Annotated in this window: 17 protein-coding genes; 11 read left to right on the forward strand and 6 right to left on the reverse strand. The window is 71.5% G+C overall.

Translation table 11 applies throughout. The features are described 5' to 3' along the window. The 4 genes from ACZ5ON_RS25670 to ACZ5ON_RS25685 all read right to left on the reverse strand — a co-directional run. A partial coding sequence (locus ACZ5ON_RS25670) for a condensation domain-containing protein (protein WP_465597169.1) occupies positions 1–1,568 on the reverse strand: 1,568 nt, incomplete at its 3' end. Between the two features lie 160 nt (positions 1,569–1,728). Then, entirely contained in the window at positions 1,729–3,111 is a 1,383-nt protein-coding gene (locus tag ACZ5ON_RS25675; RefSeq protein WP_465597172.1) for a M14 family metallopeptidase, read from the reverse strand. A gap of 92 nt (positions 3,112–3,203) precedes the next feature. Further along, positions 3,204–5,591, reverse strand: coding sequence for an AfsR/SARP family transcriptional regulator (locus tag ACZ5ON_RS25680; protein WP_465597175.1), 2,388 nt, complete (start codon positions 5,589–5,591; stop codon positions 3,204–3,206). 47 nt (positions 5,592–5,638) lie between these two features. Then, a complete protein-coding gene (locus tag ACZ5ON_RS25685) occupies positions 5,639–5,791 on the reverse strand; it encodes a hypothetical protein (RefSeq protein WP_465597178.1) in 153 nt (50 codons plus the stop codon). Positions 5,792–6,055: 264 nt separating this feature from the next. Between ACZ5ON_RS25685 and ACZ5ON_RS25690 the strand changes: the two genes are divergently transcribed. From ACZ5ON_RS25690 to ACZ5ON_RS25700, 3 genes are all read left to right on the forward strand, one after another. Then, positions 6,056–6,277: an MbtH family protein gene (locus ACZ5ON_RS25690; RefSeq protein WP_465597181.1), complete on the forward strand. Its 222-nt coding sequence runs from the start codon at positions 6,056–6,058 to the stop codon at positions 6,275–6,277. 242 nt (positions 6,278–6,519) lie between these two features. Further along, complete coding sequence (locus ACZ5ON_RS25695) at positions 6,520–7,392, forward strand: class I SAM-dependent methyltransferase (protein WP_465597184.1); 873 nt, start codon at positions 6,520–6,522, stop codon at positions 7,390–7,392. A 51-nt stretch (positions 7,393–7,443) separates the two neighbouring features. Beyond that, positions 7,444–10,038, forward strand: coding sequence for a LuxR C-terminal-related transcriptional regulator (locus tag ACZ5ON_RS25700; RefSeq protein WP_465597187.1), 2,595 nt, complete (start codon positions 7,444–7,446; stop codon positions 10,036–10,038). 101 nt (positions 10,039–10,139) lie between these two features. On the opposite strand, the gene ACZ5ON_RS25705 is transcribed toward ACZ5ON_RS25700, so the two are convergent. Together ACZ5ON_RS25705 and ACZ5ON_RS25710 are read right to left on the reverse strand one after the other, a co-directional pair. Then, positions 10,140–10,424: a phosphopantetheine-binding protein gene (locus ACZ5ON_RS25705; RefSeq protein ID WP_465597190.1), complete on the reverse strand. Its 285-nt coding sequence runs from the start codon at positions 10,422–10,424 to the stop codon at positions 10,140–10,142. 49 nt (positions 10,425–10,473) lie between these two features. Further along, positions 10,474–11,508, reverse strand: a complete 1,035-nt coding sequence (locus ACZ5ON_RS25710; RefSeq protein ID WP_465597193.1) for a ketoacyl-ACP synthase III family protein — start codon at positions 11,506–11,508, stop codon at positions 10,474–10,476. 1,020 nt (positions 11,509–12,528) lie between these two features. Between ACZ5ON_RS25710 and ACZ5ON_RS25715 the strand changes: the two genes are divergently transcribed. The 8 genes from ACZ5ON_RS25715 to ACZ5ON_RS25750 all read left to right on the forward strand — a co-directional run bounded on the left by ACZ5ON_RS25715 (position 12,529) and on the right by ACZ5ON_RS25750 (position 21,051). Further along, complete coding sequence (locus tag ACZ5ON_RS25715) at positions 12,529–13,206, forward strand: response regulator transcription factor (RefSeq protein ID WP_465597196.1); 678 nt, start codon at positions 12,529–12,531, stop codon at positions 13,204–13,206. Between the two features lie 322 nt (positions 13,207–13,528). After that, positions 13,529–14,017 (forward strand): phenazine biosynthesis protein, encoded by a 489-nt coding sequence (locus ACZ5ON_RS25720; protein WP_465597199.1) that lies wholly within the window; start codon positions 13,529–13,531, stop codon positions 14,015–14,017. A 66-nt stretch (positions 14,018–14,083) separates the two neighbouring features. After that, entirely contained in the window at positions 14,084–15,259 is a 1,176-nt protein-coding gene (locus ACZ5ON_RS25725; RefSeq protein WP_465597202.1) for a 3-deoxy-7-phosphoheptulonate synthase, read from the forward strand. Between the two features lie 48 nt (positions 15,260–15,307). Then, positions 15,308–15,931, forward strand: a complete 624-nt coding sequence (locus ACZ5ON_RS25730) for an isochorismatase family protein (protein ID WP_465597205.1) — start codon at positions 15,308–15,310, stop codon at positions 15,929–15,931. Beyond that, complete coding sequence (locus tag ACZ5ON_RS25735) at positions 15,928–17,823, forward strand: anthranilate synthase family protein (RefSeq protein WP_465597208.1); 1,896 nt, start codon at positions 15,928–15,930, stop codon at positions 17,821–17,823. Before ACZ5ON_RS25730 ends, ACZ5ON_RS25735 begins: the two co-directional genes overlap by 4 nt. Further along, a complete protein-coding gene (locus tag ACZ5ON_RS25740) occupies positions 17,820–18,683 on the forward strand; it encodes a PhzF family phenazine biosynthesis protein (RefSeq protein ID WP_465597210.1) in 864 nt (287 codons plus the stop codon). The genes ACZ5ON_RS25735 and ACZ5ON_RS25740 overlap by 4 nt, the downstream gene beginning before the upstream one ends. Positions 18,684–18,738: 55 nt before the next feature. After that, entirely contained in the window at positions 18,739–19,386 is a 648-nt protein-coding gene (gene phzG / locus ACZ5ON_RS25745; RefSeq protein ID WP_465597212.1) for a phenazine biosynthesis FMN-dependent oxidase PhzG, read from the forward strand. 60 nt (positions 19,387–19,446) lie between these two features. Continuing rightward, positions 19,447–21,051, forward strand: coding sequence for an amino acid adenylation domain-containing protein (locus tag ACZ5ON_RS25750; RefSeq protein WP_465597215.1), 1,605 nt, complete (start codon positions 19,447–19,449; stop codon positions 21,049–21,051). Positions 21,052–21,081 lie beyond the last annotated feature (30 nt).

Genomic DNA, 21,081 nt, shown 5'->3' on the forward strand with positions numbered 1-21,081 from the left:
GCGGCGAACAGTTCGGGCAGTGTTGCGGCTGGTAGGTCGCGGGTGGTGTCGTTCCACCGTTCGATGACCAGCTCGCGTTCCTCGGGGCTGAGGATCTCCAGTTTGCTGATGGGCAGGTCGGGTTCGGTGGTCGCGGCTTCGAGCAGGCGCACCAACCGATTGGCGAGCCCTTCCACTGTCGACCGCTCGAACAGGTCAGTACGGAAGGCCAGTTCGATGCCCAGCCCGCCTGTTGACTCCTCCGCCTCGGACACCGTGAAGGCCAGGTCGGCTGCTGCCGCCCCGACCCGGTGCTGCCGGACATTCTGTCGATCAGTCAGCAACACCTGGAACAGCGGATGCACCGCTCCCGCGCGCTCCGGGTCGAGTGCCTCGACCACGCGGTTGAACGGGACGTCCTGATGGGCGAACGCGGTCAGGTCGAGCACCCGCACCCGCTCCACCAACTCGTGGAACGACGGATCGCCGGACGTGTCCGTCCTCAGCACGAGGGTGTTGGCAAGGAGGCCGGACCGCGCTGGGGCGGCGGCGCCGAGGGGGATGTCCGTGCCCGCGCCGAGGCGCGTGAGCAGGATGGCGATCGCCGCCTGCAGGACCATGAAGGTGCTCGCGTCCGCTGCTCGGCCCAGGTCGGCGAGTCGGTCGTGGAGCTCGGGCGCGACGCGGGCGTTGACGGTGTCGGTCCGCCCCGAGGGCGTGTTGGGGCGCGACCGGTCGAAGGGCAGCGAGAGTTGCTCGGGGAGGCCGTCCAACTCCTTGGCCCAGAAGGAGAGTTGCTTGCCAAGCTGATCGTCGGACACTTCCGTCGCGCCCTCGACGAAGCGCAGCAGGTCCGCGAGATCCGGCAGGCCCGGGGCGTCCGGCCCGGCGGCCGGCCGGACGCCGACGGCAAGCCTCTCCACCGGGCCCAGCCCGTGGGCGTCGGCCGCCACGCGGCAGGCCTCCGCGATCCGCCGGGACAGTCCGACGAGCCCGTCGGCGGAGTCGACCGGGATGCTCACCGACGCCGACGCCGACGCCGACACCGACACCGACGCCGACACCGGCTCCGGCGCCCCGGCGGCCGTCGCCCGCACCTCGCAGACGACCTCGGTCGCGCCGGTAACCTCGTGCAGGTACGCCGCGACGACGGCCGCCGGCGTCATGCGCCGGGTCAGCGCCAGGTCGGCCCCATCAGCCGTGCCGGCCTCACCGTCGTAGCGGGTGCCGAAATCCGTAATGCTCGTACCCGGTGCGTCCTCCGCGGGCCGCAGCGTGAAGACGGCGGTGGGCGCGGTGCCCTCCCGATCCGCCGACGCCGCGGCGTAGAGGTCCACCGCGCGCTGGGCGATCAGCCAGCGGGTGTGTTCGTGCGCCGAGAGCCCGGCCATCCGCAGTCGCCGGACCGTCCGGTCCGTACCGGCTTCGGCCGGCTCGACGCCGAACGGGAGATCGCAGCTGTCCGTGAACTCGCCCCAGGCCTGCCGGAAGGCCGCGTCGAGCAGGTCGGCCCGGACTTCCCCGCATATTTCGATGAATCCCGCATTTTCCTCGGCGATGGCACCCGAAAAGAATTGTGTGACGTTCATGCGAAACCCCCGTGAAGCCTTGATCTAATGAGCGTGCCACCGCACACGAACGCAATGCGGGCACGGCAAACGGCAGACTTGTGAATCAAGGCTAGGTGGGGTGACCTAGCGCCGGTCCCAGCATTGGGCCGGACGCGATGTCAGGGGAACGTCAAATACGTCAGGCGTGAGTCAGGTTGCTGGTGCAGCCACTCGCGCTGGTGAGCACTGCGTCAAGCTGGGCGGCGACCAGCGTGCCGATGGGGTACGGCGCGAGCCTGGTCTCGGCCGCGAAGGCCTCGCACAGCGGGCCGAGCGACAGGCGGGCGTGCTCGGCGGACCGGCTGAGGATGTTGTCGCGACCGCTGTCACCCGTGTCCCCAAACGCCGACGGCTCTGGGAAAGCCCGCTGCCACATGCCCAGGGCCCGCAGTGGCAACAGCCGGGCTCCGTCGTGGACGGCGCTCCACAGCGCCCCGGCCAGCACCGGGTCCGTCGGGCGGGCGAGACCCACTTTGGCGGTCCAGACCGCGGCGGACAGCCGGGCCAGCCGGACGGTGTCGCGCACGGCCGGGACGAAGGGGCTGTCCGGGGTGGCGCGGTCGGCGGCGTCGAGGGCCGCCTCGACCGGGGCGAGGACGTCGAGCAGACGCGCGGCCTCCCGGCCGATCGCCGCCGTCCACGCCTCGGTGGTGGCCGGTGCGGGAGGTCGCTGGACGTGCCACTGCGGGACCTCGGCGATGACCCCCCAGGTGCCGTGGCGCTGGGCGGCGTAGTGGAGGCTGCAGAGCCCGTGCTCGGGCGGTCGGTCGGGCCCGGCGCCGGCGTGCAGCGTGGCACTCCCGGGGAGGATGTGGACACCGGCGGCGGGGGAGTCCCAGCCGATGGTGTCCATCGAGACGGTCTCGACCGGAAGGCCGTGGGCGGCCGGGATCCGGGCCAGTTCGGGGACGACCCGGGTGTCGTTGCGGTCGATGATGTAGAAGGCGCCGCCGAGGTCGCTGTTGTGCAGGGAACACATCACCTGCGGCCGCAGGACGTCGATCGCGGCCATGACCGCCACCGTCTCCGGCAGGGGCCGATCGAAGCGGGCGCCTGGGAGGTCGAGCGGGAAGGTCCACTCGGGTTGGGCAGCGAGCCCGGGACGGTAGAAGTGCCGGTGATAGGAGGTGATGTCCAACAGGCCGGTGTACCAGGCCTCGTTGAGCCGGGCCCCGTCGAGGTCCCAGCACGGCAGGACGTGCCAGGTGAACGGGGCGACCGCCGGGTCGCCGGCGCGGATCGCGGCGCCGACCAGGCGAACCAGCTCCCAGGCCGTCAGCAGGCCCACTGGCTCGTTGGGGTGCGGGCCGGCCAGTACGAGGATGCCGCGGGGGCCGGTGCCGAGGGAGATCAGGTCGAGGGGCTCTCCGGCGCGGGAGACGCCGAGCCGCCGGACGGTGCTGTCGGGGACCGCCTGCGCCTCGGCCCGGATGACCCGTAACGCGTCGTCCACGGCCGGGAAGTGGTCGAAGGTGCGGACCTGGCGGACCAGGTGCGCGAGTGGTCCGAGTGTTCCACCCATGTCGCCATCCTTGTCCGCGCCGGCTCGGGACTTCTCGGTCCATTGTGCCCGGATTACGGGATGGCAAATCACTTTTGGTACAGACGGAAAGATCATAGGGTCATATGTATTTGGCGAAGAAGTCTGGCAGCTGCCGCGCTGCCGCGCAGTTCGCCCTCCTCGGTGAAGACCTTCCAGGCATGGCGAGCGGACCTGGCGGCCGCGGCCACCGCGCCGCGCTCCAACTGGGCGCGGGAGTCACGCATCAGCAACCAGCCCGTCGCACGCGGTTCGTCGGACCGTCCCGGGTGCGGAGCTCTGTCGTCCGCCGTGCCGTCTTCATCACAACGTGCCGCATCCGAGCCGTCGTTGGAGCAGGGCGGGGTGAGGTGTAGCAGGTGGTACAGCCGGGCCGCCTGTCTCGGGCGGCCGAGGCGGTCGGCGCGATCGATCACGTGGTCGGCGAGCTCCCGTTCGGCGCGGCCCCAGGTACGAGGGTCAGCCAGCCTGCGGGCCCGATCCTCCGGGAGCACCGGGTCGGCCGGTGCGTCGTCCAGGGGGAGCGGCAGCCGTGGGCGGAGATCGGGGTGGCGGGCCTCGGCGATCTGGAGGAAGGCGCCGAGCAGTCGGCGAAGCGCCTCCCCGGATTGCGTAGCGGGTTCGGCGGTGGCCAGCTCCTCGGCGTAGGTGAAGAGCAACTCGTGTACGCGGTACCGGTTCTCGCCGGCCCGAGGGTCCGGTTCTGCGTTCAACAGGCCCGCACGGAGCAGCTGTTCGGCCACGCCCTCGTCGTCCGGCGGCCCGATCAGCGCGGACAGCACCCAGGACGGGAAGACGTTGCCGGGTAGCAGGCCGATCAGCCGGAAGGCGTTTTGGGCGGCGGGAGTGAGCCGCACGTACGCGGCCCGGATGGCGGCGCGCAGGCGCAGCGAGTCGACTTCCAGCGCGTCGAGCCGCCACTTCCGCTGGGCCAGCCGGTCAGCGAAGGCGGCGAGCGCGGTGTCCGGCCGGGCCACCAGACGGGCACCGGCGATGCTGAGGGCGAGCGGGAGTCCGCCGCACAGTTCGACGATCCGCCGCGCGGACTCGCGGTCCTCGGCGGCGCGGCGGCCGGCCACTGCGGCGAACATCCGCTCGGCGTCGGGGGTGTCGAGCACGTCCAGGCGGACCTGTTCGGCGCCCGGGAGTCCGGCGATCACCCGGCGGCAGGTGACCAGGAAGGCGCAGCCGGGCGTGCTCGGCAGCAGTGGCCGGATCTGGTCGAGCTGGGTGGCGTCCTCGAGCAGCAGCAGCACTCGACGGCCGGCGAGCCGGGCACGCAGTGCGGCTGCCCTGGCGGGCAGGGAGGCGGGGACGGACTCGGGGGCGGCGCCGGAGAGCCGGAGCAAGTCGCCGATGTGCTCGCCGGGTGCGAGGTCGTCCAACTGCACGTACCACTGGCCGTCGGGGAAGTGGTCGCGCAGCTGGTGGGCGACCCGGACGGCCAGCGCGCTCTTGCCGATCCCGGGTGGTCCGGAGACCAGCGCGACCGGGACGCCGTGGGCCTTCGTGGGGGTGAGGGCCGCGGCCAGGGCGTCGGTCTCGTCCGAGCGCCCGACGAACACCGGTGTGGGGGAGGGGAGTTGGCGCTGGATCTGCCAGACCGGGTCGAGGGTGGCGCCCGGGCCGGCGGGCCCGGGCGGGCCGCCGCGCAGGATGTGCCGCTGCATGCCGCGCAGTTCCTCGCCGGGTTCCAGGCCGTAGGTGTCGAGCAGCAGGCTGCGCACCTGCAGGTAGCAGTCCAGCGCCTCGGCCCGGCGACCGTCCTGGTGAAGCGCGCGCATCAGCAGGACCCAGAGCCGTTCGCGCAGGGGGTACCGGGCGGTGAGCGCGCGCAGCTCGCCGAGCAGGGCGGCGTGCCGGCCGAGGTGTAGCTCCAGTTCGATGCGGTCCTCGACGGCCCGGTTCTTCTCCTCGGTGAGCGGGACGACCTCGTCGCGCTGGAGGCGGTCGGACGGGACGTCGGCCAGCGCGGGTCCGCGCCACAACGCCTCGGCGGCCCGGAACCGGTCGACGGCGGCCGTGGTGTCGCCGTCCCCCTCGGACCGGCGGGCCTCGGCGACGGCGGTGCGGTACGCGGAGAGGTCGAGGGCGCCGGGCGGGAGGTCGAGCCGGAACCCGCCGGGAACGGTCAGTAGCCGGGCCGCGCTGCCGACCTGGTCCTGCATCAGCTTGCGCAGGCGCATGAGGTAGACGTACAGCGTCTCCTTGGCGGTCGGGGGTGGGGTTTGCGCCCAGAGCCACTCGATGAGCTCGTCGGTGGACACGACCCGCCCCGCGTGCAGCAGCAGACCGCCGAGCAGGACCCGCTGTTTGCCCGCGCTGGGACGGAGGACGCCCTTGGGCCCGGTGAGTTCGACGGGGCCGAGGACGCGGCCCGTGACCCGCCCCGCCTCCGGCCGGCCCTCCGGAACGCCCGTCCCCGGTGCCGACCCGCTCATCCGCGCCTCGATCGTGTGCATCGGTAGGCCCCCCGACCCGTCTCGCCACCTCGTGCCCCGGGCCGATGCTAACAAGGACGATCAAGGGGGCGGATCGCCTGCGGCGGACGGCGGGGCGGGGTGGCCTCCGCGGCGAGGTCCTGGTCGAAGTCGGTCAGGACGGTGAGCCGGGTTGCGGTCTCGTCGGTGGCTTGGTCCAGCTCGCGTTGATTCGGCGTCATGGCAGATCGGATGCCGGTTGACGCCGTTTCTGTTGCTGTTTAGCCTTTGACGGAACGGATGACTTCGGACCGGCCCACGGGGTGACATTGGCCGGCGAGGTAACGTGCGACACGGATTTCCCGGCTCAAACCGGGACCGGGTTTCGCCGTAATCCAATTCACCGCCTTCCCCGCGTGGTTTCCCGGACGTCGGTACGGCGCCCCGCCGTGCCCGTCACAGCGAACCGGGCCACAGCGAACCGGCTCACACCGAGGAGAGAGACAATGGCGACCAACCCCTTCGAGGACGAGCGCGGCACCTACCTGGTGCTGGTCAACGACGAGGGCCAGCACTCACTCTGGCCGGTGTCCATCGAGGTGCCCGCTGGCTGGGCGAAGGTCCACGGCGAGGACACCCGCCAGGCCTGCCTGGACTACATCGAGGCGAACTGGACCGACATGCGGCCCAAGAGCCTGGTCGAGGCGATGGAGTCGGCGAGCGCCTGAGCCCGGATCCAGCGAGCTGATTCCGGGAGGGACCTACCGGCGGACCCGGGCCGCGCTGCCCCGGGGGTGCGGCGGCCGGGCCGCCGGACGGTACGCCTGCCGCGCCCGCTACGGCGCATAACGATCATTACTGGCCAGAAGAAGATCTTCCTATTGGACACCCCGGCGGAAGCCGTGTTGGCATGGGCTCACTTCTGTGGATTCTCGCCCGGTCCACTCCTCTTCAGCAAGGAGCCGTCGGAATGGAAAAGACCGAAACCAGCGAAGAGATGCACCGCCTCTTCAATCGGACCGCGGGAGTTTACGACCAGACCGGCGTCGAATTCTTTGTACCGGTCGGCCGTCGGCTGGTCGAATTCGCCGGGCTGTCCGCCGGGGAATCCGTGCTGGACGTCGGCTGCGGCCGCGGGGCGGCCCTCTATCCGGCGGCGGTGACCGTGGGTGCCGGCGGCGAGGCGGTCGGCATCGACATCTCCGAGGAGATGGTCAGGTTCGCGGCCGAGGGGGCCGACGAGCGCGGACTGTCGCAGGTGCGCACCACGGTGATGAACGGTCAGGCGCCGGAGTTCGCGGCCGGCCGGTTCGACGCCGTGATCGCCAGCCTCAGCCTGTTCATCTGGACCAAGGGTGCCGCCGAGCTGAAGCCCTACCTTCCGCTGCTGCGGGCCGGTGGCCGTTTTGCGATCAGCACGCCGTCGTTCTTCCCGACCGAGGACGGGCGTTGGGGTCTGATGCCGGAGGTCGTGGAAGACCTGCTGATGCCGTACATGCGGCCGGCCCGCGCCGCCGAGGACCGGGACTTCCCGTTCGCGAGCGTCGGCAACAACTGGCTGATCAGCGCGGAGTCGATCGAGCGGGAGCTGACCGAGGCCGGCTTCGTCGAGGTGGAGGTCCTCGAGGAACCGTTGCCGCTGGTCGTCGAGTCCGGGGCGCAGTGGGTGCTGTGGACGCGCACGACCGGGATGCGCCGGTTGTGGGAGAAGATCGAGCAGCTGGGCGACGGCGGGTTGGCCGACGAGGTGGCGGCCCGGCTGGACGCGCTGAAGGACGACCGCGGTGTGATCACCGTGCCGGTGCCGATCACGTACATCCGCGCGCGCGCCGCGCAGGCCTGAGCAGGCCCTGGGGGCCGCACGCGTCAGCACCGGTGAACATGGGGGAGAGAGATGGCGGTAGAGCTCGGTGTGGACTGGCCGGTGATGACCGACTGGTCGTTCGCCGCGAGGGAGGCCGAACTCGCGGAGATCGACCGCTCGGTGGACACCGGGGTGGGTGTCCTGCTGGTCGGTGACGCGGGCGTCGGCAAGAGCGCGTTGCTGCGTGCCGCGCTGGCCCGGGCCGAGCAGGGCGGCGCCCAGGTGGTGCGCCTGGAGGAACTGACCGAGCCGCCGCTCGCCGCGCTACCCGGTCACTCCCGGGGGACGCGCCGGGCCGGACACCCGCGGGGCCGGTGCCGCAGCGGCGCCGAGCAGCGCGTGGTCGCCTGGGCCGACGACCTCCACCTGCTCGACGGCGCCCGGCTCGAACTGGCCCACCGGCTGGTGAACGCCGGTCAGGTCGTGCTGCTGGCCGCCACGCCGTCGCATCGCCCGGTGCCGGAGCTGATCCGGCAACTCTCCTTGAAGAAGCTGATCCGCCGGCTGACCGTCGGCCCGCTGGACCGGTCGGGCACCGCCAGGGTGCTGGCCGCGTGGCTCGGCGGGCCGGTCGCGGCCGACACGGTCGAGGAGCTGTGGACCCTGACGCACGGCAGCGCCCTGGTGCTCCGGGAGCTGACCGAGCACGCTCTCGCCGAGGGCAGCCTGCGCCAGGTGCAGGACAGCTGGCGGTGGCCCGGGCTGAGCGGTGCGCCGGACAGCCGGCTGGTCGACCTGGCCGAACTGCTGCTCGGGGAGCTGGACCAGGACGAGCGTGAACTGGTCGACATGCTGGCCCTCGCCGGACACCTGGAGGCCGGGCTGCCGGTCGTCGCCGGGCTCGGCGAGGCGGCTGAGGCGCTGAACCGCCGGGGCGTGGTGGTCACCGAGCGGTCCGGGTTCCGCCTGTCGCTGCGCCTGGCGTATCCGTTCTGCGCGGCCGTCGTCGCCGCCTCGCTACCGGAGCTGACGGCGCGTCGACTCCAGCAGCGGATCGCCGACACGCTGGAGGACACCGGCGCGCGGCGGGCCGGCGACGCGGTGCGGATCGCCCGGCTGCGGCTCGCCACCGGCTGGATCCCGGAGCCGTCGCGGCTGCGGGCCACCACCCTCGGGGTGCTGCACGACCAGGACTACCCGCTGGCCGAACGGCTGTGCCGCGCCGCCCTCGCGGCCGGTGCGGCCGCTGCGGACCCGCGGTGGGAGCTGCTGCTCGCCGAGGCCGTGATCGGCCAGGCCCGGTACGCCGAGGCGGAGGCGCGGCTGGCGCGGACGGCGGGGACCGCCGCACCGGCCGGGCTGCTTCGGCTGCGGGTGCTCAACCTCGCCTTCGGGCTGCGCCGGCCGGCGGAGGCCGAAGCGTTGGTCGAGGAGGCCGAGTCGGGCGCTGCCGGCTCGGTGGCCGGGGCCGACGAGGTGGCGGACGCCCGGTCGCTGCTGCAGCTGCTGGCCGGCCGGCCGGACGGGATCCGGGATGTCGGGTCGCCCGCCGGCCTGGCCGTGCTCGCCCTTGCCCGGCACGAACTGGGGGACGACGAGGGCGCGTTGGAGGCCCTGCGCGTCGCGCACGAGGACGACAGCGAGGCACGGTTGGAGCGACTGGTGCTCGCAGGGCGGATCGCCCTGCACACCCGCGGGGAGGCCGAGGCCACCGCGCTGCTGGACTGCCCGGACGGGGACGACGACGGGCCCCGGCACCGGATGCACGTCGCGCTGTTGAAAGCCCGGATCCACCGCGGCGCCGGACGCACGGCCCGCGCGGTCGACCTGCTGCGTCAGGCCGCGGTGTACCGCGGGCCCGACGAGTGGCTCGCGACCAGGGCCGAGCGGCTGGCCCAACTCGCCGGCGCACTGGCCGAGTCGGGCGAGAACGCGGAGGCGGCGGCGGTGTTGGACGAGGCCCGCGCCGCGGCCGAGTCGCTGCCGTACCCGGTGGCGGCGGACGGAGTGGCGCTGGAGCACGCCCTGGTGCGGGCGCAGCTCGGCGACCGCACGGCCGCGGCGCGCCAGGCCCTGAAGGTCGCCGAACGCGCGGGCGCGGCTGGCCGCCGCACCCAGGCGCTGGCCGCGCTGCACCTGGCGGCCCGGGCGGGCGCGGCCGCCAAGGCCGCGGCGCTGCTGCCGCCGGACCCGCCGGCCGGCACCAGCGCAGCCGACGGCCTGTCGGCTGCCCGGGCCGCGCACGTGCGAGCGCTGGCGGACAGCGACGGCGACGCCCTCGATGCGACCGCCACATGCTTCGAGACCCTGGGCCTGCTGCCGCTGGCGGCAGAGGCGGCGGCACTGGCCGCCCGGGCACACCAGGCGGCGGGCGGGCATCGCAAGAGCCGCGCGTCCCGGGTCAGGAGCAGCGAGCTGGTCTCGCGCTGCGACCACGGCCTGCCGGCCTGGGCCGTCGACGAGGGCCGGCGCGAGGTCGGTGCCCAGACCGAACTCACCAGCCGGGAAAGGGAAGTGGTGACCCTGGCGGTCTCCCACCTGTCCAACCAGGAGATCGCCGCGCAACTGGTGCTGTCGGTGCGTACGGTCGAGAACCACCTCTACCGCGCCTACGCGAAGCTGGGCGTGGCCACCCGGGGCGAGCTCGCCCACCGCCTGGTGAAACGGCCCGGGCGCACGCACTGAGCCGGAGCCCGGACATCGGTACGGGCCGAAGAGGACAGCAGGGAGAGGGATCGGGACGAGGACCGCCGGGTCGCCCTGAGCGACCCGGCGGTCCCGTGCGTTCAGCCGACGGCGGGCTTCGCCGGGGCGGCCTCCAGAGCCCTGACGACCAGGGCGTTCCAGCTCGCGAAGGTCGGGATCCCGGCCAGGTCACCGAGGCCCAGCTCGGCGCCCGCGCGGCGGAACCGGGTGATCAGGCGCATGATCTGCAGGGAGCCCAGCCCCAGCTTGATGAGGTTGGCGTCGTCGGTGACGTCCTCCACCGGCACGCCGATCAGCTCTGCCAGGTGCGTCCGCAGTTCCTCGCCGACGAGTGGGGCGGTCTTGGCGGGGTCGGGGTCGGTCATGCTCGTTGCGGTCCTTTCTGGCGCACGAACGAATGGGAGCGGGCGGGTCCTACTCGCCCTCGGGCTCGGAGAGGATCTCGACGATCGCGCAGCCGGCCTCGAAGCCCGGGCTGCCGGTGAAGATCAGCACCTTGTCGCCGGGGCCCGCCTGGCCGCTGCGCCACACGTACTCCAGGCCGATGAAGACGTCGGCGGCGGCGATGTGGCCGACCTTCTTGGTGTGGTCCCAGATACCGCGCTCCAGCTCCAGGCCGAGCGGGTCGAGGAACTGGTCCCGCAGAGCGTCCAGGGTGGCGCTCGGGTGACAGACCCGGGTGATCTCGTCCAAGGTGATGCCGGCGTCCTTCAGGGCGATGTCGAGGGCCTTCTGCATGACCTCGCCCGGGTGAGCCATCGGCGGGGTGTTTCCGGCGGCCCACTCCTCCATCCAGAACCGGACCCGCGCCTCGAAGTCCATCTCCCGGCCGACCGTCACCGCCGGCGGGAATATCGGTTCGCTGCCGCGGTGCAGCGCCTCCATGCCGGGTGCGGAGTGCGTGCCGACCGACAGCAGCCTGGCGAAGCCGCGCTCGCGCGACACCGTCACGGCGGCGGCGCCGTCGCCGAAGATCGACAGCCGCGAGGTGGTCCAGCGGTTCACCAGGGGGGCGGAGTAGTTGTCCGCGGCGGTGAGCAGCACGGCGGACTTCTCCGGCTCGTAGGCGAGCCGGTGCGCCGCCAAGGCCAGGCCGGTCAGCATGCCCTGGCAGCCCTGTCGGAGCTCCATGGCGGTGATCGGCTGACGCAGCGTGTTGTGCAGGATGTAGTGCTGCGGCGACCAGCCGTCGGGACCCTGGTGGTAGGCGGAGGCGTGCACCAGGGCCCCGAAGTCCTCGGGGGCGTGACCGGACCGGCGCAGCGCGACCTCGGCTGCCTTGACCGCCATCTCGGGCGCCGACAGCGTGTCGCTGATCGCCACCGATTCCAGGCCGGAGGCCTGGCGGGTCGCCTCGTCGTACCAGCCGTTCGCGACGGCCTGCTCGGTCGTCACCAGATCCGGCACGTAACTGCCGATCCCCGACAGGTAGACGCTCTCTGCCCTCATCGTTGTTTCCCTTCTGCTCCGGCCGTAGCCGGATGTGACCGTTCTCGCGTTCGGTTTACACACCCGCCGGTATCAGGCGATCACGAAGGCCCGGGTGGACGCCTGAGTAGTCGGTACTCAGATTGCGGCGCGCCCCCGAAACCCCCCCGCTGGGGAGGGTGCTGAGCTCGAGATTTCTCAGGTGACTGGACGTCACGGTTGTAATGGACTGGGCGCGTTGTCGGTTTCGCGGCGTTGGCGAAACGCGACACGATTTCGGATGGCCGAGGCGCCTGAAGCCGTTGATCACAACCGAAGCCGCGTTCGCACACCGTCCTCCCTGATCTCCGCCGTCACCCGCGCGTTCCGCCCCCCCGCTCGAATCCGTGGACCCACCTGACCGGCAAGGTCGTCACCTTCGGCGCTGCTGCATTACCCGCGCGACGTGACCCTGCGCGAGGACGCCTCGAAGATCCGCACCGGCAACGCGCTCCGCGCCATGGCAGGCGTGCGCAACACCGCCCTCGCCGGGCTGCGCCGGCCGGCGAGGGCGCCTCGCCGCAGTCGACCGCCAACGGCCACATCCCGACCGCACACTCGACCTGATCAAGCCCCGCACCGTGCGAAAGCTCGCGTCCTGAGGGGCGGATCCGGGGTGCGCCGGCCCGGGGCTGTTTCGGGTCGGTTCGATGTCATTTGACGTCTGTGTGGCGTCGTACAGCACTGGTCAGAGTTCGCTGTGCGAACGGGAGTTGACCAAACCTGATGACTCGCTTGTTATGCTGCAGACGCCTGCAACGGGGAGGGCACTAACAAGCATGTCAGCGGCCATGTGCTATGGCCGCTGACCGGGCGCTGTGTCGTACCCCTGGTCGGGCTCTGGGCGATGTTGAGTTCTGAGTGGGCCGTTCAACTGGGGGAACAGTGTTCAAATCTGTATCAACGGTTCGTCAATCGCCAGTAACGTACGACGCTTTCGCTCCGCGCTACACCGAGGAGGAACCGGCTCCTCCTCGGTCGGCCAGCGGGTCGATACCCGCGGTGTGGCGGGTCCTGGTGGTCGAGAGCGACACCGAGGACGCGGAGTTCCTGGTGCGCGGGCTGCGCCGACACGGCCACACGGTGTCCCGGGTCGACACCGGCAACGCCGCTCTCAGCGCCTACGGGGCCGCCGACTTAGTGCTCCTGGACCTCGAACTCCCCGACCTGGACGGGCTGGAGGTCTGTCGCCGGGTCCGCTCTGCCGGCCCGGTCCCGATCATCGCGGTGACCGCCCGTGGCACCGAATTGGACCGCGTCCTGGGACTTCAGGCCGGAGCCGACGACTATCTCGTCAAACCCTACGGATTCCGTGAGTTGCTCGCCCGCATGGAGGCGGTGATGCGCCGGGTCAGAGTCCCGGCCCAGATGCACCCCGTCCATGCCGAGCCCCCCTCGGTCGTCTCGCGCGGCGGCCTGCACATCGATGCGACGACCCGTCAGGTCAGTCTGGACGGCCGGCCCGTCAAGGTGACGCGCAAGGAGTTCGACCTTCTGTTCATCCTCGCCTCCAATTCCGATGCCGTCGTTCCGCGCAAGCAGTTGATGCAGCAGGTGTGGGGGGACGTCTGGTCACGCCGGACCATCGACACCCACGTGAGCAGCCTGCGCAACAAGCTCGGTGCGAGTGACTGGATCGTCACCGTGCGCGGTGTCGGTTTCCAGTTCGGCCGTTCCTGAGCGCGGCCCGCCCGCTCCGGGCGGGCCGCACCCAATGCGCAACGTTAGAGGCGACTGACTGCCGCCGCGAGGCGCGGTGTGAAATCTGTGCAACATCTGCCGAGGATTTGACATTCATCTAACGCTGGTCAGGTTCTTCTGAAGCGTCTGACAGAGCCTGACGTAGTTTCACCGCGATCTGAATCTTGGTTCCTTGAACCACTCCGCCCCGCGCGGTGAGACTGGTGTCACGACCCGGCGCCAGCACGCCCGGCCTGCCCCTCTGCGCGGCCGACCACGTTCGGGTCCGATTCTCATTCACCACTCAGCCTTGGAGACACCCATGTCCGAGTCCGCACAGCCACAGGGGTTCACCGACGAGGCCGAGCTGCGCCGGATCAACCGGGCGACGGTCGAGAAGTACATGGCCACCAAGGGCCAGGACCGCCTGCAGCGCCACACCCTGTTCACCGAGGACGGCATCGGCGGTCTGTGGACCACCGACACCGGCGCCCCGATCGCCATCAACGGCCGGGACCGCCTCGCCGAGCACGCGGTCTGGTCGCTCAAGTGCTTCCCCGACTGGGAGTGGTACAACGTCCAGGTCTTCGAGACCCAGGACCCGAACCACTTCTGGGTGGAGTGTGACGGTCGCGGCAAGATCCTCTTCCCCGGCTACCCCGAGGGCTACTACCAGAACCACTTCCTGCACTCCTTCGAGATGGAGAACGGGAAGATCAAGCGCGAGCGGGAGTTCATGAACCCGTTCGAGCAGCTGCGTGCGCTCAGCATCCCCGTCCCGGAGATCAAGCGTGAGGGCATCCCCACCTGACCCCGGCTTCTGGCCGCTTCCCCCCTGGCACCAGAGCGCACCCCCGGCGCCACATTGGAGACGCTCGTGGAGAACGTGTTGAGTGACATCCGAGTCCGACCAGCCTTGCACCAGCCCGACTGGCCCGACCCCGCGCGGGTCGAGCTGGTGCGGGAGACGCTCCTCTCACGCCCTTCCCTGGTCCGGGCGGGCGACCTGGCAGTCCTGCGCGGAGCCCTGGCTCGGGTGGCCGCCGGCGAGGCCATGGTGGTCCAGGCAGGTGACTGCGCGGAGGACCCGGCCGAGTGCACCGCCATGGACGTCTCGCGCAAGGCCGCACTGCTCGACCTGCTGGCCGGCGCCCTGCGGATGAACGCGCACAAGCCCGTCGTCCGGGTGGGTCGCATCGCCGGTCAGTTCGCCAAGCCGCGCTCCAGCTCCACCGAGACCGTCGGCGACATGGTGATTCCGACCTTCCGGGGCCACATGGTCAACGCCCCGGAACCGAACCCGGACACCAGACGGCCCGACCCGCTGCGCATCCTGGCCGGCTACATGGCCGCCGCCGACATCGTGGAACACCTCGGCTGGCGTCGGCACGGCGCCGGCCAGGACCCGGTCGGCCAGCAGGTGTGGACCAGCCACGAGGCCCTGCTGCTCGACTACGAGATCCCGATGCTGCGCACCGACGAGCGCGGCCGGGCGTTCCTCGGTTCCACCCACTGGCCGTGGATCGGCGAGCGCACCCGCCAACTCGACGGCGCCCACGTGGCGTTGCTCGCCGAGGTGAGCAATCCGATCGCCTGCAAGGTCGGCCCGACCATGGAGCCGGAGGAACTGCTGGCCCTGTGCGAGAAGCTCGACCCCGAGCGCGATCCCGGCCGGCTCACCCTCATCGCCCGGATGGGTGCCGAGCGCATCGCCGAACGGCTGCCCCGGCTGGTCACCGCCGTCCGCGCCGCCGGGCACCCGGTGATCTGGCTGACCGACCCGATGCACGGCAACACCATCACCGCCCCCGAGGGCAACAAGACTCGGCTGGTGGAGACCGTCATCCGCGAGGTGCTGTGCTTCCAGGAGGCCGTGGCGGGGGCCGGTGGCGTCTGTGGCGGCCTGCACCTGGAGACCACCCCCGACGACGTCACCGAGTGCGTCGTGCACGAGGAGGACCTGGGTCGGGTCGGCGACAAGTACACCACCTACTGCGACCCGCGGCTCAACCCGCAGCAGGCGATCTCGGTGGTTTCCGCCTGGAACCGCTGACCCCTGGGCACGCACGAGCCACCGAGACAGGAACTGGAAGACGAGGTCATGCCCGGCATTCCCCCCATCGAGCCCTACACCCTGCCGTCCCCCGGTGACCTGCCCGCCAACACCGCCCGGTGGACACCTGACCCGGACCGCGCGGTCCTGCTCGTCCACGACATGCAGCGGTACTTCCTGGCACCGTTCCCGGACACGGTCCGGGCGCAGCTGGTGAGCAACGCGGCGGCCCTGCGGAAGCGTTGCGCGGCCCTCGGAGTCCCGGTGGCCTACACCGCCCAACCCGGCGGCATGACCCCGGAACAGCGCGGCCTGCTGAAGGACTTCTGGGGTCCGGGCATGCGCCCGGACCCCGCCGACCGCGAGGTGGTCGACGAGCTCGCCCCCTCGGAGGGCGACTGGCAGCTCACCAAGTGGCGCTACAGCGCCTTCTTCAACTCCCCGCTGCTGGAGCGGATGCGGGAGAGCGGCCGGGACCAGCTGATCATCTGCGGCGTCTACGCCCACGTCGGTGTCCTGATGTCCGCGGTCGAGGCCTTCACCAACGACATCCAGTCGTTCCTGGTCGCCGACGCCGTCGCCGACTTCAACGAGCACTACCACCGCCTGGCCGTCAGCTACGCCGCCGAGCGCTGCGCGATGGTCGTGACCGCCAAGGAGGTCTTCGCGTGAGCCAGCCCACCACCGGCCCCGCCGGAGACGACCTGCTGGCCCGGATCCTGGCCGACCCGCCGAAGGCCTACGCACTGCTGCACCGCCCCGAGTCGGTCGGGGCGGACAGCCTGGAGCTGCTGGTCGGCGACGTCACCGAGCCCGCGACGCTCGACGGCCTGCCGCTGCCGGACCAGCCGGCCCGGCCCGGCGCGCACCACGAGGTGCTGGCGGTCATCCCGTACCGGCAGATCGTCGAGCGCGGTTACACCGCCCCCGACGACGGCGCCCCACTGATCGCGCTGACCGTCACCGGTCAGCAGCGGCTGAGCCTGGCGGACGCGCTGGCCCGGTTCCCGCAGGTGCCGACCGCACTGCGCGGCGGGCACTTCGACGTGGACGACGAGGCCTACCAGGAGATCGTGCGCACCGTCGTCGAGCAGGAGATCGGCACCGGTGAGGGCGCCAACTTCGTCATCAAGCGCTCTTTCGTCGCCGACATCACCGACTACGGGCCGCACAGCGCACTGTCACTGTTCTCCCGGCTGCTGTCGCGGGAGGTGGGCGCCTACTGGACGTTCCTCATCCACACCGGCGAGCGCACCTTCGTCGGCGCCTCGCCCGAGCGGCACATCAGCGTCGACGACGGCACGGCCGTGATGAACCCGATCAGCGGCACCTACCGCTATCCGGCCACCGGCCCCACCCTGACCGGCGTGATGGACTTCCTCGCCGACCGCAAGGAGGCCGACGAGCTGTACATGGTGGTCGACGAGGAACTCAAGATGATGGCCCGGATCTGCGAGGGCGGCGGCCGCGTGGTCGGCCCGTACCTCAAGGAGATGGCCAGCCTCGCGCACACCGAGTACCTGATCGAGGGCCGCACCACCCGCACGGTCGGCGAGATCCTCCGGGAGACCATGTTCGCCCCGACGGTAACCGGCTCCCCGCTGGAGAGCGCCTGTCGGGTGATCAGCCGCTACGAGCCGAAGGGCCGCGGCTACTACAGCGGCGTGGCCGCGCTGATCGGCCGCGACGAGAACGGCGGCCGCGCGCTGGACTCCGCCATCCTCATCCGCACCGCGGCCATCGACGCCGCCGGCCGGGTGGAGATCGGCGTCGGTGCGACCCTGGTGCGCCACTCGGACCCGGCCTCCGAGGCCGCCGAGACCCGCGCCAAGGCGTCCGGTGTGATGGCAGCCCTGGAGTCGACCGGGCCGGTGCGGTTCGCCGACCACCCCGATGTCCGGGCCGTCCTGGAGCAGCGCAACGGCACCATCGCCGACTTCTGGCTGCGCGACGGCGCCGGCCGCGGCACCGAGCAACCCCGGCTGGTCGGGCGGAAGGTCCTGGTGGTGGACGCGGAGGACACCTTCACGTCCATGATCCACCACCAACTCACCTCCACCGGAATGGAGGTGACGGTCCACCGGTTCGATGACGAGTACTCCCTCGAGGGCTACGACCTGGTCGTGATGGGCCCCGGTCCGGGGGACCCGAGCGAGCCGGACAACCCGAAGATGGACCACCTGCGCGCGGCGGTGCGCACCCTGCTGGAGCGGGGTGGCCCGTTCGTCGCGGTCTGCCTGAGCCACCAGGTGCTCTGCCTGGCGCTCGGCTTCGAGGTGGCTCGCCTCGACGTCCCCAACCAGGGCGTCCAGAAGCCGATCGACCTGTTCGGTTCGCGCGAACGGGTCGGTTTCTACAACACCTTCGCCGCGCGGAGCCGGGAGGACAAGCGCGACGTCGAGGGTGTCGGCGTGGTCGAGGTGAGCCGCGACCCGGATACCGGCGAGGTGTACGCGCTGCGCGGCCCGCACTTCGCCTCCATGCAGTTCCACGCCGAGTCGGTCCTCACTCAGGACGGTCCGCGCATCCTGGCGACCGCCGTACAGGACGCGCTCGGCCTTTGACCACAGAACAACGGGAGAAGCACATGCACCCCTACGTCGTCGTCGACGCCTTCGCGACCGAGCCGCTCAAGGGAAACCCGGTGGCCGTGTTCTTCGACGCGGACGACCTGACCGGCGAACAGATGCAGCGGATCGCCCGGGAGATGAACCTCTCGGAGTCCACCTTCGTGCTCAGCCCCAAGAACGGCGGGGACGCGCACATCCGGGTCTTCACCCCGGTCAACGAGCTGCCGTTCGCCGGCCACCCGCTGCTCGGCACCGCCATCGCGCTCGGCAACCGCGGCTCGGTGGACCAGCTCAAGCTGGAGACCGCGATGGGCCTGATCCCGTTCGAGCTGGTCCGCCTCGACGGTGTGGTCACCTCGGCCTGGATGCAGCAGCCGATCCCGGTCTGGGAGCCCTTCGACCGGCGCGAGGAACTGCTCGCGGCGCTCGGGGTCACCGACACCGTGCTGCCGGTGGAGATCTACCGCAACGGCCCGCGGCACGTCCTGGTCGCGCTCGGCAGCGTCGAGGAGCTCTCGGCGCTCACCCCCGACCATCGTGCGCTGTCCGCGTTCGAGGACATGGCGGCCAACTGCTTCGCCGGCTCAGGCACCACGTGGCGCAACCGGATGTTCTCACCGGCCTACGGCGTGGTCGAGGACGCCGCCACCGGCTCGGTGGCCGGTCCGATCGCGATCCACCTCGCCCGCCGCGGCCTGATCGAGTACGGGCAGCGCATCCAGATCACCCAGGGCGTCGAGATGGGCCGTCCCTCGCCGATGTTCGCGGTCGCGGAGGGCGAGGGCGACACCGTCTACTCGGTCGAGGCCGGCGGCGACGGCGTCCTCGTCATCGAGGGGACCATCAGGGTCTGACCGCCCCTCACCCGCACCTCGCACCCAGCTCGCGCCCAGCCACCGGAGTAACCCCATGAGCAGCACCAAGTCGGAAACCCTCACCGGCACCGTCGAGATCGACTTCCCGCAGTTCCACACGCCCCCGGCGGAACCCATCGGGCTGCTCCGCGCCTGGCTCGACGAGGCGGTGCGGCAGGAGGTCCGCGAGCCGAAGGCGCTGGCGCTGGCCACCGCCGACGCCCGGGGCCGCAGTTCCTCACGGATCGTCGTGGTGAACAAGGTGGCCGACACCGGGCTCGTCTTCGTCACCCACGAGGGCAGCCGCAAGGGCCGGGAGATCGCCGAGAACCCGTGGGCCTCCGGACTGCTGTACTGGCGGGAGACCAGCCAGCAGATCTCCGTGGCAGGCCCGGTCGTGCGGCTGCCCGACAGCGAGGCCGACGCGCTGTGGGCCGCTCGCGCGGTCTTCACCCACGCCATGACCACGGCCTCGCGCCAGAGCGAGCCGTTGGGCGGCCTGGACGAGGTGGACGACCTGCGCGCGCGGGCCCGCGAGCTCGGTGAGAGCGGGCAGCCGCTGCCCCGCCCGGCCTCCTTCACCGCCTATGAACTGCGGCCCGAGGGGATCGAGTTCTGGGCCAACGGCACCGAGCGCCTGCACGAGCGGCTGCGCTACGACCGGGACGGCGAAGGCTGGAGCGTCAGCCGCCTCCAGCCGTAGGGCCCGCACCCGACCCGCCGCCCCCAGACCACACCTTCGAAGCGGAACGCGAAAATCACCATGCAGGAGCACTACCTCCACGCTGGCTTCCACTCCTCCGCCCAGCGCCTGCCGGACCGCCCGGCGCTCACCCTGGGCGAGCGGACCTGGACGTACGCGGAGCTGGACACCATTGCCCGGGTCTGGGCCGCGGCGCTGCTCAAGGCGGCCGACCGGCCCCAGCGGGTCGGCATCCTCGGTCACCGCAGCCTGGTCACCTACGTCGGCTTCCTGGCCGCTCTCTACGCGGGTGCCGCCGTCGTGCCGCTGAACAAGAAGTACCCGGTGGCCCGCAACCAGGACATCGCCGAGCGGGCCGGCCTGGACGCGATCCTGGCCGACGACGGCTCGCTGCAGCAGCTGCGCCAGCTGCTGAACGCGCTGCCGGAGGCCCCGCCGGCGCTGCTGCCGGAGAGCGACCAGGCGCCGGCCGGCACCCCGGCCGGCGCGCTGCTGCTCACCCGCGGCGACGTCGAGGGCTGCGTGCCGCTCGAGGCACCGCGGTTCACCGATCCGGGCGAGGTGGCCTACCTGCTGTTCACCTCGGGCTCGACCGGCAGGCCCAAGGGCGTGCCGATCACGCACCACAACGTGAGCCACTTCCTGCGGGTCAACGCCGAGCGATACGGCTTCACCTCGGACGACCGCTTCACCAACACCTTCGACCAGACCTTCGACCTGTCGATGTTCGACCTGTTCATGGCCTGGGGAAGCGGCGCCTGCGTGGTGCCGATGGACACCTTCGAGCTGATGACGCCGCTGGACTTCATTCGCGAGCAGCGCATCACGGTGTGGTTCTCGGTACCGTCGGTGGCCGTGCTGCAGCACCGCCGCGGGCTGCTCGAACCGGGCGGCCTGCCGTCCCTGCGCTGGAGCCTGTTCTGCGGCGAGGCACTGCCGGAGGCGGCGGCCCGGGCCTGGCAGGAGGCGGCTTCCGGGTCCGTGCTGGAGAACCTCTACGGGCCCACCGAGGCGACCATCGCCTGCCTGGTGCACCGATGGGACCCGGCCCTCTCCCCGGGGCTGTCGGTGAACGGGGTCGTCTCGATCGGTGCCCCGTACCCGGGCATGGCGACGGCCGTGCTCAACGAGGACGGCACCCCGGCGGCCGAGGGCGAGACCGGCGAGCTGTGCCTGCACGGGCCGCAGGTCTTCGCGGGGTACCTCAACGCGCCGGAGCTGACCGCCAAGGCGTTCCACACCGTGACGGGGGAGGACGGCGGGACCCGCCGTTGGTACCGCACCGGCGACCTGGTCCGCCCGGGCGCCGGTGGGCAGTACGGCTACGTCGGCCGCCTCGACACCCAGGTGAAGATCCTCGGCCACCGGGTCGAGACCGGCGAGGTGGAGGCGCACCTGCTGCGGCAGCCGGGCGTGGCGCAGGCCGTGGTGGTCGCGGTCCCGGGCACGGAGGAGGGCACCTCGGTGCTCGCCGCCGTGCTGTCCGGCGATGGATTGGACGTCTACGAGGTGGACGAGGGGCTGAACGCCACCCTGCCCCCGTACATGATCCCGCTCTCCTACCACGTGCTGGACGTCTTCCCGCTGAACGCCAACGGCAAGGTGGACCGCAAGGCGCTGCGCGAGCAGGTGGCCTCCGGCGAACTCGAGGCCTTCCCGCTCTAGCGGACCGCCCCCACCCGAGATCCACGTACC

The organism is Kitasatospora sp. NPDC032150 (genome assembly GCF_055579945.1).